Source organism: Pedobacter sp. AC163 (genome assembly GCF_979258665.1).
Genome location: NZ_OZ409872.1, coordinates 3,734,437 through 3,753,871 on the forward strand (window position 1 = coordinate 3,734,437; position 19,435 = coordinate 3,753,871).

The 19,435-nt window shown below is 40.7% G+C and carries 4 protein-coding genes; 3 read left to right on the forward strand and 1 reads right to left on the reverse strand.

Annotated elements, in window-relative coordinates:
* Positions 1 to 45: 45 nt before the first annotated feature.
* A complete protein-coding gene (locus ACZZZK_RS16225; protein WP_463485045.1) occupies positions 46 to 2,622 on the reverse strand; it encodes a tetratricopeptide repeat protein in 2,577 nt (858 codons plus the stop codon).
* A 216-nt stretch (positions 2,623 to 2,838) separates the two neighbouring features.
* Between ACZZZK_RS16225 and ACZZZK_RS16230 the strand changes: the two genes are divergently transcribed.
* Genes ACZZZK_RS16230 through ACZZZK_RS16240 form a run of 3 tightly spaced genes read left to right on the forward strand, consistent with a single transcriptional unit; the run spans position 2,839 to position 19,400 of the window.
* Positions 2,839 to 16,347 carry an Ig-like domain-containing protein gene (locus ACZZZK_RS16230; protein WP_463485046.1) on the forward strand — a complete coding sequence of 4,503 codons (13,509 nt, stop codon included), beginning with the start codon at positions 2,839 to 2,841 and terminating at the stop codon, positions 16,345 to 16,347.
* Between the two features lie 41 nt (positions 16,348 to 16,388).
* Complete coding sequence (locus ACZZZK_RS16235) at positions 16,389 to 17,390, forward strand: PorP/SprF family type IX secretion system membrane protein (RefSeq protein ID WP_235527259.1); 1,002 nt, start codon at positions 16,389 to 16,391, stop codon at positions 17,388 to 17,390.
* A 9-nt stretch (positions 17,391 to 17,399) separates the two neighbouring features.
* Positions 17,400 to 19,400 carry an OmpA family protein gene (locus tag ACZZZK_RS16240; protein WP_463485047.1) on the forward strand — a complete coding sequence of 667 codons (2,001 nt, stop codon included), beginning with the start codon at positions 17,400 to 17,402 and terminating at the stop codon, positions 19,398 to 19,400.
* Positions 19,401 to 19,435 lie beyond the last annotated feature (35 nt).

A 19,435-nucleotide genomic window follows, 5' to 3' on the forward strand; every position in this document is an offset into this window, starting at 1 on the left:
TGAATAAATAAGAATGCCCTTTTGATTAATCATAAGGGCATTTTCTTATTTATAAGACTTTAAAATCTTAAAGGATTGTTCGAATTCGAAATTATTCAAGTTGGCATACTCCGGCATCGAAATTTTGTTTATCGATATAAATTTAAATAATTCTTTTATTGCATTTGATACCTCTTCGGGTTTATCACAATGCTTTAATGCATCTATTTTTAACAAAAGCAACGAAACTTCATAGACTCTAAAATCGTTTTTGAAAGCCATTTTTAAGCCTGCTTCTATCTCGGTAACTGCTTGCTCATAATTGTCTGTGCAGTTATAAAAGCTCGCCTTGAATAAACTAAAACCTACGCTAATAAAATTGGTGTAGTAAGTATAGTCGCATTCTATCACTTTCTCCATAAATTCTAAAACTCTTTTAGCCTTCTTATAATAGTTGAGTTTAAGATAGGTATGCCCTAATTGTAGCAATAGAAATGGAGAGAAGACCGAATGGCGTACATTAAAGATATTAGGATATTTATTTAGAATAGCCATAATAAAACGGTGGCATTCAGCATAATTTTTCTGTGCGAATAAAGCCAATAAAACCAATCGATAGGCCAGAATTTCGGGTGTAGTAATTAGTTTGTTGCTTAAAGGTTCACTCTTATCAATTTTTTGGCAGAGCCTGATGATCTTATCTTCCAGTGTTTTACTTTCATGTGGTTTTCCCGTAAGGTTATTCATGAAATATAAAAGGATGTCGTAAGGGTTTATGGGGAATAACTCATTTAATCTTTTGTAATGGCGTTTAAGTGCATGCATTGCGCTAATCAACGAAGCTTTGTCTACGTCGATTAAAGCGATATTGCATTCGATAACCAATAGCATAATCTGGACATCCTCATTTAATACATTATCCGAAATAGTTTTGATGGTTTCCTTATAAAGTTTACTCATTGTTCGGCCTGTAGCCAAAATATCAATAAAATTTAAGTCGATACTTTGTTTATTGAAGTTGGAGTTGGGCTTACTTAGCTCATATTTCGAAACATTGCAAATGAAATCAAACGACATGTTTTTTTCTTCATTCGTAAATGATAGCTTCAAGATGTTTTTTAACTCAGAAATTTCATTTCTGTTGATACAGAAGCGTATAGCCCAATTTAAAATGTGATATCTTAATACTGTTCCTGGCAGAAAGGTTGCTAAAATGTATTCAAAAAATTCCTTGCCTGGTTTGTAATCAAAGCGTTCGGTGATTTGAATAAAAATGAAATAAGTATAGATATCATCGTTCAAAAAGCGAACAATTTCTGTGGGTATTGCAGTGCTAAGCCGCTTTTCTTCAATTAGAATACCATCGTACAACAAATCTTGATAAGCGTCAGGATACTGATTTACAATGTCAAGAATAGCTTCTTTAGCCACACGAAGACCTTTATTTCCTTTAGATATACGTCCGCTTATTTTTTTTAGGAGATATATTTTCTCGGTACTTTTTTTAGCTAAAAAGATTTTCTTTTCTAAGAAATAATTAATAATCTCATAACATAGAAGCGTATTATTTAATTCGAGGGCAAGATTATCAATTTTTAATTGATAATATACTTGCAACCAAAACGGCGTTTTAAATTGGGTCAAGAGGGCAGGGCTCACTTCATCTTGAATAACCGTTTTATCTTCAAGCTGGCTTAATATATTCAGTATTTCTTCGGTACTTAAAGGAGGAACATTGCTAAGTACATCAAGATCGTAAAACAAGCCATTATACCAACTCTTTGTTAAAAAAGCCGAGCCTGTTATAACAGGCTGCAGATTAATCCAACTATTGGTTCGTAAACCAAATACCATTTTTAAGAAGTTGTTTTCTTCTATACTGTATAAAAAATCTATAAATGTTTGTAAATATTCTGTCTTGGTGAGAAATTCGTCAATTCCATCAACGATTAATATAAACCGGCCCTCTTTTTTTTCTGGATGAACTTTGAAAAAACTAATTAAATCGTTAACGCTTTCAAATTTAAACTCCTTTAAAAACCATTGTTTTAACGTTAGTCCATTTCGGATAATCGTATTGATACTATTCACGTTCATTAACAAAACAATATCATTTTTATACAATGCTTGTTCCGAATAAAAAAAGTGATGAACCAAATGTGCCAGTAGGATAGATTTACCTTGGCCAGGCAATGCACTCAAAGTGGTAAACTGATAATCGTTATTTAAAAAATAATCGAAATCAGGATAATAGAAACTCCTATTGGCCGTGTACCCGAAAGGAATGCCTGAATTATTTTTCTTTGAAACCAACGCAATGTCACTGATATACTTCGCTTTTAGTTTGAGTGTTTCCCAGGTGCTCTGTTCAGCTGAAACCTGAGTTTCTTTTTCCTTACAGAATGTATTCCAGTCTGAATAGCCTATGTATTGTGATAAGCTGTTCAAAGTAAACAAAGAAAATTTGTGTTGCGTGTTTGCGAAGCCAAAAAACCTTTTGATAGTGGTTTCACTAACATAGTTTTTAGTTTCTTGAAATATATACTCAGAAATAAGCTTACAGTGAGAAGGATCTATATTTTTTAATCCCGACTTTATAAGTACAAACTTCCTGAGTTCAGAGAGGAGTTCGTTAGTATTCATTAATTTACAGGGATGACTTCGCTAATGTCATCATAATTTCACAATGCAGGAAATTAAATAAATGTTAATTGAACGGATGAACAAAATGAATGAAAATTTCGAAAATATAATGAACAAGAATGGATAGAAAGCATGTTCATGCGAAATGTAGATTTGTCATTGAAATGTTTATGTACGAGTACTAAACACAATCAATCATCCCCAATTACGCCTGACATGATGAAAATCTTTACCTCTCATTCCCATAAAGGAACAATTCGCTGTGCGCTTGCATTCGCAATCATCACTTTACTAACGTTCTTCGGTTCTGTTTCGTATGCGCAAACAAAAAATTATGCAAATTCAGTTACTGAAATTAAGCCTTTTTCATTTAGTCCATCCCGTGTAGATAATATCAACAATGCGATCAGTACCAGTGATGCTAATTTTGCTACACTTAATTCGTATGGGGGGGTAGCGTTGGGCGCAGGTTCCTATTCTGGCGGAATAAATTTAAAATTTCCAAGCAGCGTTGCGGCAAATAAAACCACCTATATCAGAATTGATTTCGATCAATCGGCCCTAAACGGCTTGTTAGGAGGAACATTAGGAGGGCTCGTAGCAGACATTGTTGGAACGCTGGTTATCGGAAACCATCAATTTGAGGTTGGAGCTCTACGTCCCAATGGAACCACTATTTTAAGTCGATCGAGTGCTTCAGGTTTCGATAATAACTCAAATATTAAAATAGTTAAAGATAAGAATGGCTACACTTTTATTGCCATCACCCCAAATGAAATTTACGATCAGGTTTATGTTGTTGACAGAACCACTGGTCTTTTACTTACTACTATTGGCAAAACCAATGTTTATTATGCCTACACTATCGATGGAAATGATAATTGCGATGTAAATACCTATGCAAATTTTGATGCAGAGGGCATCTCGTTAGATGCATTGAACCTGGCTGGAGCAGAAAATTTCGATTTTCAAAAGGTAATAGATAATGATAAAAATAGTTTCTATAACCTAAGCACAGGCGTGTTGGGCGTAGCGGCCTCAAAAAGTGTAAACGTTTACTTTCCTACACTGTCAAATACAACCGATAATATAAATTTACGTTTCAGAACTTCGCCTGCTTTGGTAAACCTAAAGCTGTTCGATAATTTAAGGGTTACTGCTTACCGCGGAAATACGCCCGTTTACAGTGCTGCGGCATCCAGCTTACTGGGCTTAGATTTGCTGGGCTTGTTAAATAGTGGTCAGGCCGTAACAGTACCATTCGCTCCGGGGGTTGCTTTTGATCGGGTTTCAGTGAGATTATCGACACTCGTAAGTGCTAATATTACTCAGTATGTAGAGATTTATGACATTAGTAGAAGCCCTGCATTTCCAACGTTTACGGCACCGGTTTCAAATGCAGTTAATGTCTGTTACAATACAAGCGCTAACTTACAAGCTACCACTGCGCTCGGAAATCAGTTGATATGGTATGACGTTGCCGATGGAGGAAATGCTGTATCAACACAGACTTATAATGGCACTTTTACAACGCCAGCATTAACGGCAAATAAAACTTATTATGTTGCCTCACTTAGAGCAGGCTGTACAGCAGAATCTGTACGTGTTCCAGTGACCGTAACGGTAAATCCAATCATTAATTTTGCTGGTGTCACGCTTACAAATGCAACAAGTGGTTCAACTTATAATAAACAAATTTCGCCTGCTACAGGTGGAACGCCAGGTTTTACCTATGCTTTAGCTGCGGGTAGCACCTTACCGGCCGGATTAACACTTTCTACAACTGGAGATATAGCTGGCAGGCCAACTGTTGCCAATAACTATAGCTTTTCTATAGTTGCAACGGATACGAAGGGCTGTAGTGCAACCGCAACTTTCACTCTCACCGTTACAGGGCCCTTGACTTTGGTTCCAGGTGCATTGCCAGACGGAGTAACTAATGTTTCGTATCCTACTCAGATTATTCCAGCTGCTACAGGCGGTACAGGTCCTTACACTTATGCAGCTACCGACGTTCCTGCTGGTTTAACCTTTAATGAAACAACAAGAGAAATTACCGGAACGCCAACGGTACCAGGCAATAATACTGTTCTGGTTACTGTTACCGATGCAAACGGCAATACGGTAACATCCAATTATACACTTAAAGTAACCGATCCATTCGTTCTGCCACCTGCAACTTTAGCAAATGGAACAACCGGAACAAATTATACTCCACAAATTATCCCTGCAGCTACGGGCGGTACAGGACCTTATGCTTATGCAGCTACAGGTTTACCGGCAGGATTAACATTTACACCTGGCACCAGAGCGATAGCGGGAACGCCAACTTTGGCAGGTACCTATCCAGTGTCTGTTACGGCTACGGATGCTGATGGTAAAACGGTAACAACTGTTTATTCTATTACCATATTGGATCCACTGGTATTGCCGCCAACTAGCCTTGCTGATGGAACTGAAAAAACTGTTTACCCATCACAAATCATTCTTCCAGCCACTGGAGGTTCAGGAGCTTACACTTATGTTGCTTCAAATCTTCCTACAGGAATTACTTTTGATCCGAGCACCCGCAGCATTTCGGGTACGCCAGCACAAGCAGGTAACTATTCTATTTTAATTACGGTTACCGATGGTGGTGGAAGAACGGCAAGCAGATCTTATCCTTTAACAGTAATTGGAACCCTCAATTTGCCATCAATTACATTGGCAGATGGAACGGTTGGAACGGCTTATCCAGCCAGAACTTTACCAGCAGTATCTGGAGGAACTTCACCTTATGCCTATACAGCAACTGGTTTGCCGCAAGGAATGACTTTTAATCCGAACACAAGAGAAATTTCAGGTACCCCAACTGAAGGAGGAACTTTTGGGATATCTTTAACCGCAACAGATGCTGGTGGTAACAGTGCCACAACAACCTATACGCTTAATGTCAATATTAATGCGCCAATAGTTGCATCTGCCACGGTTTGTTCGGGTGTGGGTGCAACCTTATCGGTAAGCAATCTTATCTCTGGGGCAAACATCAATTATAGATTATACAATTCAACTGGCAATACGCCAATACAAACTAATACAACTGGAATATTTAATACACCAGTAGTAACCACTCAAACTACTTTTTACATCGATGCTGTTTCTGGTACCGCGGTAAGTTCAAAAACTTCGGTTGTTGTTTCGGTAAATCCACCGGCAACGTTACCTACAGTCGCAAGCAGTAATATTGCTATCAATGCTGGTCAAACAGCTACATTGACAGCTACTTTTGATGCAGGAAATACCATTGCCTGGTATGAAGCTGCAACAGGTGGAAATCCGGTAAGCACCAGTGCTTCATTTACTACACCAGCGCTATCGGCAAATAAAACTTATTATGCTCAAACCACCAGTTCAGCGGGTTGCCCAAGCACTTCTCGTGTTCCGGTTACCGTTACGGTTATTCCCACTTCAGGTACTACGGCATGTAATGCTGCTGGAAGCCAGAACACAGCAATTACCGGAATCTGTATTGCATGTGGCATAACAGGCGCAGGAAATTCTACTGATGCTAATCCAAATAACTTTACCAGATTAACATTAGGTGTGGGGGTTGGAGCAACAGGTGTGCAACAACTTATTTTTCCAAATGTAGGTGTGGCCACAGATAGTATTCGGTTAAACTTAGGTTTGCCAGGTGGTTTGGCCGACGTTGGCGTTTTGAATAACATTACCTTAACGGTTTTAAATGGAACAACAGTTGTAAAATCAGTTCAGATAAATGGAGGATTGTTATCGCTAACGCTTTTGGGTGGAGGAAGATTTGCCTCGACATTAGTTGCAGGCGGAGCCTATGACCGCGTTCAGGTAAGTTTCGGAGGTGTAGTTTCAGCAGTAAGCAGCTTAGATATTTATGGTGCAACGGTTATTTATCCAAATCCAACCATTATCTCTGGTGCTCAATCTATTTGTGCTGGTACTACAGCTAAATTGTCTGTTACACCGGTAACAGGAACTACTGTGAACTATTTCGATAGCCCAATAAGTGCAACTGTTTTAAATCCTGACGGTGGTGATTTTACAACACCAGCGCTTTCATCCAATACAACTTATTACCTTCAGGTTAATAAATTGATCAACGGTGTTTTGTGTTCAAATCCAACCAGAACTCCGATTACCATAACTGTAAATCCTACTATTGTATTTAATGGCAGTACATTAACAAATGCAAGCATCTCGCTCCCATACAATCAACAATTACCATTAGCCACAGGTGGTACACCGGGCTTCACTTATGCCTTAGCATCGGGAAGCACTTTGCCGGCAGGTTTATCCTTATCTAGTTCAGGATTAATCACGGGCACACCAACTTCCGCAGGAGATCCAACATTTTCAGTAGTTGCTACAGATACTAAAAATTGTTCGGCAACGGCAACATTTAATTTCGCAATAACGCCAGCATTGGCTTTGGCAGGCGCTGCGTTACCTGATGGCGTAACCGGAACATTATATCCCACACAAACCATCCCTGCCGCAACTGGTGGTACAGGGCCATTAACTTATTCTGCTGTAAGTCTTCCTCCTGGATTAAGTTTCAATCCAACAACCAGAGAAATTACGGGTACACCTACTCAACCTGGGAATTATATTATCCCGGTAACAGTTACTGATGCTAATGGATATTCCATCACTTCAAACTATACTTTAAAAGTAACCGATCCATTATCATTACCGGCAGCAAGCCTGGCAAACGGAACAAATGGATTAGTTTATCCTACCCAAACCATTCCGTCTGCAATTGGTGGAACAATGCCATATAGCTATGTAGCAACAGGTTTACCAACGGGATTAACATTTAACCCGGCTACAAGAGAAATCTCTGGAACGCCAACACAATCTGGTACTTTCCCAATTCCAGTTACAGTAACTGATTCTACAGGAAAAACGGCTACTACAACTTATTCTATTACAGTTATCGATCCGTTAACGCTGCCGCCAGCAACATTGGCAGACGGCAATGAAAACGTAAATTATCCTGCTCAAACTATTCCTGCTGCAATTGGCGGCGTTGGTCCATATACTTATACGGCAACCAATCTTCCGGCAGGATTACAATTTAACCCTGGCACACGCGAAATTACTGGTGTTCCAACACAAGCTGGAAATTATGTGGTAACTGTAAGCGTTGTTGATAGCGAGGGTAGAACCGCAAGTAATAATTATGCACTGAAAGTAATAGGTGCACTAAACTTGCCTTCAGCAACATTGCCAAATGGCGTAGTAGGTACCAGCTATCCAACACAAACACTTCCGGAAGTTACAGGAGGTACAGGCCCTTACACTTATACTGCAACCAATCTTCCTCCTGGATTAAATTTTAATACCAATACCAGGGAAATTACAGGCGTACCAACTTTGGGAGGCAATTATACCGTCTCGCTAACTGCAAGAGATGCCAATGGTAATGTAGCCACAACAGGTTACAGCATCACGGTAACGGTAAATGCGCCTGTGGTAGCGAATGTTGCAGTTTGTTCTGGTTCGCCAGCTACGTTAACTGTAAGCAACCCAATTGCTGGTGTCACTTATAATTTGTACGGAGCAACAGGTTCCACACCGTTGGCAACCAACAATACTGGTGTATTTACAACAGGGGCAATAACTGCTCAAACTGTATTTTATGTTGAGGCGGTTTCTGGAACTGCAGTAAGTGCCAGAACAGCGGTAACGGTTTCAATAAATCCGCCGGCAACTTTAGCAACTGTATCTACTAATAACCAGGTCATCAATCCAAATCAATCAACTACTTTATTGGCAACAGCTGATTCAGGTAATACCATTACCTGGTTTGATGCAGCTACTGGCGGTACACAAGTTGGATCTGGAACTTCATTTACTACACCAGCGTTAAATTCTACAACAACATATTATGTTGAAACCACCAATAGCAATGGTTGCGTAAGTGCAAGCAGGGTTCCGGTTACCGTAACTGTTATTCCTGTTGGTACTGGCACCGCATGTAATGCAGCCAATAGTCAAAGCAGTGGCATTACTGGCATTTGCTTGTTGTGCGGAATTTCCGGAGCAGGGAACTCTACAGATACCGATCCGAATAATTTTACAAGAATCACTTTAGCGGTTGGTGTCGCATCAAGCGGATATCAACAATTAAGATTTCCAATAGCGGGTACCGCTACCGATAGTGTTCGCTTGGATTTGGCTTTGCCAGGCGGTTTATTGGATCTTCAGCTCCTTAATAATACAACCGTAACCATTTTAAACGGAACTACTGTTGTAAGAACAGTACAGTTGGGGTCGTCACTTGTTAATCTTCAACTTTTAAGTGGAAGCCGATTTGCCGCAAGCATTTTAGCTGGCGCACCATTTGATCGGGTAGAGATACGTTTCGGTGGTGTAGTTTCTGCTGTAACTAGTTTAGATGTTTATGGCGCAACAATCGTATATCCAAATCCAACTATTACTGCTGGCTCACAAACCATTTGTGCAGGTAGTACTGCTACTTTAACCGCAACGGCAAATGGAGGTACAACTATAGCCTGGTATAATGCCGCTGGCGATGAAGTTGCCACGGGAGCTACTTTTACCACTCCAGCGTTAACCGCTACAACAACTTATTACATTCAGGTATCAAGAGGTACTTGTGCAAATCCAAACCGTATTCCGGTAACGGTTACGGTAACACCAGCCTTGGCTGTACCTACAGTAGCAACGGTTGCTGCGAGCTGTGCAGGTAGCCCGGCTACATTATCTGTAAGCAATCCAATTGCTGGGGTAACGTACAATTGGTACAGTACTCAAACTGGTGGAACTCCGGTTTTAACAGGTGCAACGGTAACTACTCCGGCACTTACCGCTAACACCACGTATTACGTAGAGGCCTCACAAGGAAGTTGCGTGAGCACAGGCAGGGCGACAGTATTGGTTCTGGTTAATCCTGCACCATCGTTACCTGTATTGGCAACAAGCTCGTCTTCAGTAGCACCAGGGCAAACTGCAATTTTAACAGCTAGCTCATCAGAAGCAAATGTTACTTTCAATTGGTATAATTCAGCAGCATCTACTACTCCGGTTTATGTTGGTCCAACTTATGTTACGCCAGCATTAACCACTACCACCACTTATTATGTTGAAGCCGTTTCTGCAAATGGATGTGCTTCAACTGCTCGGGCTCAGATTACGGTTACCGTGAACACGGGAGGAGCTCCTAATCCTGTTCCTTGCGAAGCGGCAATAGCACAAACCAACGGTGTTGTAGGTTTAGGCTTGCTGGCTGGTGTATTTAACCCCGGTTTAGCCATTGATAATGATACCCAAACAGGATCTTCATTAATTTTACCAGTGGGCGCCTTAGGCGGATCGGTTTTCCAAAGGGCAAGTTTTGGTTCGGTATCTACTTTAGGCGATACCGTGAGGGTGTTGGTTTCAGCGCCTGGAAGATTGCTTTCATTAAGTGTTTTGGGTAATACACAAATCACCACCTATCTTGGAACCACCAGCAACGGCGATTCGAGAACAGTAAATAGTGGGTTATTAAATGTTCAGTTACTAAGTGGAGATACTCAAGCTTTACTTACGTTTGTGCCGACGGCAACATTTGATGGGGTTGAGGTGAGATTAAACGGAGGAATTGCTTCTGCATTAACCTCGTTAAACTTCAATTATGCACAGCGCATTCTGGTTGCACCAACAGTTGTTTCTGCAAATGTAACCGCATGCGAAGGTCAAACTACTCAGTTAACAGTAAGCAATCCATCATCAAATTTAACCTATAGATGGTATGATGCTGCCGGTACTTACCTTACAGGCAAGGATGGCATTATTTTTACTACTCCAACTTTAACTGCCGATACTAAGTTCTTTGTAGCAGCTGTATCTGCATCGGGTTGTGTGAGTTACAGGACGGCAGTAAATGTGTCCGTTACTCCGGCGCCATTGCAACCAGAATTATTATCACCAGACGTGGAAACCTGTCTAAATGCTTCGGTTATATTCCAGGTTAAAAATCCTATTGCTGGAACTACCTACAGATGGTACAATAGTGCAGATGTTTATCAGGCAGGTTTCGATGGACCAACCTTTACGGTTTCTAATGTTATTGCAAACAGCACTTATCGTGTTGAAGCAGTGAATAGCTGCGGTTCAACATCTGATAAAGCTATAGCAACCATTACCATCGGTAACATTGAAGTTCCTGTTGTAACTCCATCGGCTGTGACCATTACAGAAGGGTCGGTAGCCTCTTTAACTGCCACTTCGAGCACAGCAGGAGTAACGATTAACTGGTACACCACCGAAACGGGAACAACTCCGGTTTTCAGCACTACAAATTCTGCAACAAGTAATTTTGTTACACCACCACTCACAGGAAACACATCTTATTTTGTTGAAGCCACCATCCCTGGCGGATGTACTTCTGCAACTAGAGCACGTGTTGATGTAACAGTAATTCCTAATGGTTCACCAGTGCCTACTCCATGTGGTGCTGCGATATCACAAACCAATGGTGTATCAGGAGGTATAAGCGTAGGAGCAGGTGTAATTAATCCAAATAGTGCAATTGATGGCAATATAAATACGGGCTCAACATTAGTTATTCCTGTCGGATTATTAGGATCGTCAGTTTATCAAAGATTAAAATTCTCATCTATTTCAAATGTTGGTGATACTTTAAGACTAAAAATTACCACTCCAGGTCAGTTATTATCATTGGGCCTATTACCAAACGTTACTGTAACCACTTATTTAAATGGAAACAGTAATGGCGATGTTACTGCAGTATCAAACCCATTAATTAGTTTGAGGTTATTAGCTGGTAGCAACTCGGGAATATTAACCATTGTTCCAACAAGTCGTTTTGATGAAGTGGAGTTGAGATTAAATGCCGGTTTACTTGGTGCTTTAACAACCATAAATTTTGATTATGCACAAAAAACCATCGTTACACCTACTTTAACTACCAATACTGTAAGTGTATGTCAGGGTTCTGCTGCAACACTAAGTGTTCAAAATCCTCAGGCAGGAATTACTTACAAATGGTATGCAGGAACAACATATACAGGAAAAAATGGGGCGACCTTCACAACCGACCCGACGTTAGCAGCAGGTACTTATGAATATGCTGTAACTGCTAGTGCTGATGGTTGCGAAACAGTTAAAGTAAAAGCAACGGTTACCGTTCTGGCTCCGCCAACGCCACCAGTTCCTTCTACAGGTAATCCATTAACAACTTGTTTAAATACACCGGTTGAGTTAAGTGTGGTTGCTGTAACGGGTATCACTTATAATTGGTACGATCAACCTGTAAATGGTAACCTCTTGGTAACCAATAATAATAAATTCACAACGCCAGCAAATTTATCAGTTGGAACGTATGACTATTATGTAGAGGCAGTTAGTGCTAATGCTTGCGCCAACCCAACAAGAACGAAAATTTCGGTTACTGTAAATCCAGCGGCTTTAGCCAGCGATATTACCGTAACCGGCAATACATCGCTTTGCGCAACCGGAACTACTGTATTAACCGCAACAAGTACCATCCCTAATCCCGTGTTTAATTGGTATAGCGATGCTGCCTTAACCCAGTTATTGGCTGGTAATACCGCAACCTTTACTACTCCTGCAATTACCGCCCCAACTAAGTTTTATGTTAGCGTTAGCGGCGACAACAGATGTGCGAACACTGCTGGTAATGGAAGAGAGGTTTCGGTTAACATTAATCCTGTAGCAGTAGCAACAGATATCATTCTAAGCGGACCAACATCGGTTTGCGGCGGAGCATCAGTTACCCTGAATGCCCAAAGCACTACAGTAACTAATCCGGTGTTTACCTGGTATAGCGATGCAAGCTTAACTACCGTAGTCAATACAACTTCACAATTTACTACCCCTGTTTTAACGGCTAATACAACTTACTACGTAACGGTTAAGGGAGATAATAAATGTGAAAACACAGCGAGCACAGCAAGAGCGATTACGATTACGGTAAACCCATACGCTACAGCTGGTGATATTAATGTAAATGGCATCACCTCAATTTGTAAGGGCGAAAGTGCATTATTATCCGTTTCAGCTGCCGCAATCATAAATCCGATATTTACCTGGTATAGCGATGCCGCATTATCAAATGCAGTGTTTACCGGAGCATCGTTTAATACGGGTAGCTTAAACAATAACGCTACTTATTATGTAACTGTGAAGGGCGATAACAAATGTGAAAATCAGCCTAATGCAGCTAAAGTGATCACGGTAACAGTTAAAGAATTTGGAACTGCAGCCGATATCACAGTGGCCAATACACAAATTTGTTCGGGTTCATCAACTGTGTTAGTAGCTTCGAGCCTAACTGTTACTGATCCTGTATTTACCTGGTATAATGATCCATCATTAACCAGCGTAGCATTTACCGGTCCAATTTTTACTGTAAATAACTTAACAGGAACTACCACCTATTATGTAACAGTTAAAGGAACCAACAGATGTGAAAATACTGCGGCGAATGCTACAACTGTTGTGGTGACGGTTAACCCGCTTGCTACACCTACTGATATTATTGTAACGGGCGGTACAACGGCTTGTGCAGGATCTTCAATTGTACTTACGGCCAGTTCGCCAAATGTAACCAACCCGCAATTTACCTGGTACAGTGATGCAGCTTTAACCAACATCTCTGCTGTGGGCAGTACCTTTACCACACCGGTATTATCAGCAAATACCACTTATTATGTAACTGTTAAAGGGGATAATAAATGTGAGAACGCTGCTGGAAATGGCAAAGCGATAATCATAACTGTAACACCGGTTGCCAGTGCAAGTGATGTTACTGCCAACGATGCGTCAATCTGTGCAGGTTCATCTGCAGCGTTAGTGGCAACAAGTACAACAGTTACCAACCCGGTATTTACCTGGTACAACGACGCTGCCTTAACTTCGGTTGCATTCGTAGGTGCAACATTTAATACATCGCCACTAACCGCAACAACAAGATACTACCTAACTGTTAAGGGCGATAACAGATGCGAAAGTTCTGCATCAACAGCAAAAGTAGTTACGGTAACGGTAAATGATGTGGCTACTGCAGCAGATATCACGCTGTCAAATTCAGCAGTAATCTGTGGGTCGGGAACAGCAACAATCAATGCAAGTTCTACAACCGTAACTAGTCCGGTGTTTACCTGGTACAACGATGCTTCTTTAACCAGCGTGGCATTTGTCGGTCCGATTTTTACAACGCCAGCTTTAAGCACCACTACCACTTATTATGTTACTGTGAAAGGAAGTAATAGATGTGAGAACGCAGCTGCGAGCGCTAAACCGGTAACAATCATTGTAAACCCAATAGCGGTAGCAAGTGATATTACCACTACAGGAACAACGTCAATATGTAACGGTTCGGGCACAACCTTAACCGCATCGAGCACTACTGTTACCAATCCGGTATTTACCTGGTATAGTGATGCGGCACTTAATAATGTAGTATTTACAGGTGCAGTATTTACAACATCGGTATTATCAGCCAATACTACCTATTATGTAACGGTGAAAGGAGATAACAAGTGTGAAAATTCGGCAGCCAGTGCAAAAGCAGTAGCGATAATTGTAACTACAGTCGCCAGTGCAAGTGATGTTACTGCCAGCGATGCTTCAATCTGTGCAGGTTCATCTGCAGCGTTAGTGGCAACAACTACAACGGTTACCAACCCGGTATTTACCTGGTACAACGATGCGGCCTTAACTTCGGTTGCATTTGTAGGCGCAACATTTAATACATCGCCACTAACCGCAACAACAAGATACTACCTAACTGTTAAGGGCGATAACAGATGCGAAAGTTCTGCATCAACAGCGAAAGTAGTTACGGTAACGGTAAACGAAGTGGCTACGGCAGTAGATATCACGCTATCAAATCCAACAGTAATCTGTGGTTCGGGAACAGCAACAATCAATGCAAGTTCTACAACCGTAACTAGTCCGGTATTTACCTGGTACAACGATGCTTCGTTAACCAGCGTGGCATTTGTTGGTCCGATTTTTACAACGTCAGCTTTAAGCACCACTACCACTTATTATGTAACTGTTAAAGGAAGTAATAAATGTGAGAACACAGCTGCAAACGCTAAACCGGTAACGATCATTGTAAACCCTAGAGCTTTAGCAACTGATCTGGCTGTTAGCGGAACAACTACAGTATGTACCAGTGGCATAACAACATTAACTGCAACGAGCACCATGGTTACTAATCCAATTTTTACCTGGTATAGCAATGCAGCGCTAACATCGGTAGTCTTTACAGGTGCATCATTCACTACACCTGCATTAACTTCCAATACCACCTATTATGTAACCGTGAGGGGAGATAATAAATGCGAAAATGTAGCTTCAAATGCGGTTGCAATAGCGATCACAGTGAGTGCTATTCCTAACAGTCCTATAGTGGCAACGGCAGGAACCAGTATATGTTCTGGCGAGCCAACCACACTTACGGTTACAAATGCACAAACAGGTGTAACCTATGAGTGGTACACTGCTTCAACTGGTGGTAGTTTATTGTTCACTGGTACTTCTTACACCACTTCGGTAATCAATACCACTACCGATTATTATGTACAAGCAGTGGGCGCTGGAGGATGTAATAATAATGGTGGAAGAGTAAAAGTCACCGTAACGGTTAATCAGAAACCTAATGTTCCAACGGTTACATCAGCAAATGTGAGCATTTGTATTGGAAACTCGGCAGTGTTAACCGTTTCAAATCCACAAGCAAATGTGGTTTACAATTGGTATAACACACCGGTTGGAGGTGTAATTGCAGGAACGGGAAGTTCTTTCACAACACCGGCAATAACAACCAACACTACTTATTATGTAGAAGGTGCAAATGGATCTTGTTTATCATCAACAAGAACCCCGGTAAATGTGGTTGCGTTACCAGTGCCAGTGGCGCCTGCTTCGGTTACTGCCGCAAATGCGACTATTTGTGCGGGAAGCAATACCATCTTAACCGTTAACAATCCAGTATCAGGTTTAATCTACAGATGGTACACAACCAGTTCAAACGGAAGTTCGATTGGCGAGGGCATTACATTTACTACACCTAACATTACTACCACCACTATTTTCTATGTGGAAAGTATTGCGGTGGGTGGTTGTGCAAGCCCAACAAGAACAGCGGTTACTGTAACTGTGCTACCAGTGTTAGTTTCGCCTTCGGTTGTCGTTCAATCTACTACACCAAATAGTGTAACGTTTGCATGGGCGGCGGTTAATGGCGCAACAGGCTACGAGGTTTCAACGGATAACGGTTTAACCTGGCAAGCTGCAGTAGGAACAGGTTACCTGGCTTCAGGTTTAAAACCAGATCAGGCTGTTACCATAATTGTTAGAGCTAAAGGCCAGTTAGATTGCCAAACCAGTGCAAATTCTACCCCGGTAACCGGTAAAGCAAGTAATCCATTGGGTAACCAGATTTATATTCCGAATGCATTTACACCGAATAACGATGGTAAAAATGATGTGTTCTTAATTTATGGAAATACCATAGCAAGTGCCAAAATGTCTATTTATACACAATGGGGCCAATTAATTTTCCAATCTGATAACGTTGCTAACGGATGGGATGGAACTTTCAAAGGTGTTAATCAACCAATCGGTGTATATGTATTTATGGTAGAGGTTCAGTTAACGGATGGATCAACTGTGATTAAAAAAGGAACAGTTACTTTATTGAGATAACGATGTGCAGATTAATTTATAAACAGAAAAAATCAAATTCCATGAAAATAATTTCGAATTTAAAAGTATATGTAGCTGTTTTGGGCTTGGTTATCTGCACAGCTAAATCATTTGCTCAAACAGATCCACATTTTTCTCAGTACTATGCGTACCCTCTTTGGCTAAACCCGGCTTTAACGGGGGTGGTTGATGGAGATTACAGGGCAAGTTTAAATTTTAAACAGCAGTGGGGAGCCCTAAATAGCTCGTTCCTTACTGGCGGGGCTTCTTTTGATATGGCGCCAAAGAAAAACCTTGCTTTTGGCGCTACAGTATTAAACCAAAGAGCTGGTGAGTTGGATTTCAATTATCTAACGGCTCTTGTGTCTGGTTCGTATCGTTTGAGGTTCGGTTTCGAGGGTTTGCAAATGATTAGTTTCGGTTTGCAGGCTGGGATTATCAACAGAAGCTTCGATTTTTCACAGGGCCGCTTTGGTAACCAGTTTAATCCAATTTCTGGCTATGATGGCGGCATGATGAGCGGCGAAACCTTCCAGTCTCAATCTTCATTAGTGCCCGATGTAAATGCAGGTATTATGTACTTTGATGGTAACCCAAATAAGAGTGTAAATGTCTTCGTTGGTGCAAGTGCTGCCCACCTCACCATGCCTGTTGATCGTTTTTCCGGTTCAAATTCTCGCATTCCGGTACGTTTTACCGGGCATGGCGGCGCCAGGATCCGGGCGTCGGAGTTGTTAGATATCGTTCCAAATGCATTGGTCATGTATCAGGGAAACACCAATGAAATTTCTTTAGGGGCATACGCACAGTTGAATATTAATCCATCATCAAATATTCTTTTTGGTGGTAATTATCGTGTAAAAGATGCGGCCATAGCTTTTGTAGGCTTGCAATTGCAAAATATGGTTTTCGGACTAAGTTATGATGTTAATACTTCAAATTTCAGCAGAGCTTCAAACAGTAACGGCGGTTTTGAATTGTCTATCTCGCTTATTGGGCGAAATGGCATCATCGGTCCAAATTTCTTCTGTCCACGTTTATAATAATTTAAAATGAAAAGAATACTACTGTTTTTATTTTTAGCATCTTTTGGCTATGCAAATGCTCAATTTGTAGTCAATTACAAAAGAGTTGCTGATACTTATTTCGAGAACAAAGATTATTACGCGGCATCAACCTTTTACAAAAAGGCATTAAAAATTACTGGCGATAGCACACAGGCCATCTTGCCTTATGGTACAGAGAGAAAAACTGCAAAGGATGATAAAGTGATGGAAGATTATGAAGAATCAATTTATAACCTTGCAGAATCTAGTCGTTTATATAGAGAATATGCGGAGGCAGAAAAGTATTATGCAGTAGCGATAACCTTTGCCAATACACGTTACCGCAAGGCTCAATTTTATTACGCGGAATGTTTAAGAGCCAATAAAAAATTCACACCTGCTATTCAGGCCTTTGAAACTTTTATCTCGAAGAATCCAAACGATCCATTAGTTAAAAACGCAAACAAGGAGATTGCCTCTTGCAAATTTGCACTTGAGGAAATGCGCTTTCCGAGAATGGTGGAGGTTAGAAAGCTGGCCAATAATGTAAATGGATTAGGATCTAATTATGCTCCAGTTAAATTGGGCAATGATTTTTATTTTACATCTTCTCGTCCTGTATCTATTACGGGAAAAAAGGATGTTGTGAAAACCGATGCCGGCGATGTGCAAATTTCCACAAAGGCAAATCCGTTCATTAACAACCTGTATACTACCAAAAGCGATTTAAAGGTATCTGATATTTCGGTTAAAATGATGGACCTCAATCTGCCGAAAAGCATAGAAGTTGCTGCGGCAAGCTTTACCCCTGATGGAAACAGGGTGTATTTTACTTACTGGAGAGAACGGGAGAAATATGCGATTTATACCGCAACAAAAATGGATAATAAATGGTCTGATCCGGTACCTGTAGGATTAGAGATCAATAGTAAAGACTTTAACTCGAGCCAGCCATATGTAACGGCAGATGGAAAATTTTTACTTTTTTCGTCTGATAGAAGTGGAGGCTACGGAAAGTTCGATTTATGGTACTGTGCGCTCCGCGAAGATGGAACTTTAGGTCAGGCAGTAAATATGGGGCCAACCATTAATACAGAAGATGATGAACGTGCGCCATATTACAATACCATAACCAGAAAATTGTTGTTTAGTACCGATGGAAGAGTGGGCTTGGGTGGCTTGGATTTTTTCGAAGCCGAAGGAGATTTAATTACCTGGACCGTGCCTAAAAACCTGGGTTATCCATTCAATTCCTCGAAAGATGATATTTATTTTACCGCAATTGATGATCAAGGCACAAAGGGTTACATTAGTTCTGATAGGGAATCATCATGCTGTTTAGAGGTTTTCGAAGTTAAAAAGGAGTTTTTCAACATCAGCGGCATTCTTACCGATTGCAAAACAAAATTGCCATTGGCAGGAGCAACAGTGACTTTTTCTAACATAGAAAACAATCAAAAACAAACCACTGGCACAGATGGTAAATATACGTTCAGAACAGATTCAAAACGGCCTGTAAAGTTGCTTTTTGCGAAGGATAATTATTTCTCCATCACCAAAAATTACTCTTACGAGGAGCTTGCGAAAGCCGATACTATGATTTATAAAGATTATTGTCTAAGTCCTTTTAAACTAGGAATTCCAATTGCCTTAGATAATATTTATTACGAGTTTAACAGTGCAGAACTTACGGAGCCATCTAAAAAAGTACTGGATTTTCTTATCCCAATTTTGGAAGATAATCCAGAGATGGAGATTGAGTTGGGTTCGCATACCGATAATATAGGTACCGATGAATACAATTTAAATTTATCAAACCAAAGGGCGAAATCTTGCGTCGATTACCTGGTTAGCAAAGGAATTTCCGAATCCCGGTTAACATCTAAAGGTTATGGAGAATCGATGCCTATTGCACCAAACGAGATTGGAAAGGGCAAGAAGAAAAAAGATAATCCAGATGGAAGAGCCAAAAACAGGCGTACAGAATTTAAAGTTACAAAGAAATAAAATTTAATTATGTCTCTTCTTAAAGCCGTCTTCAG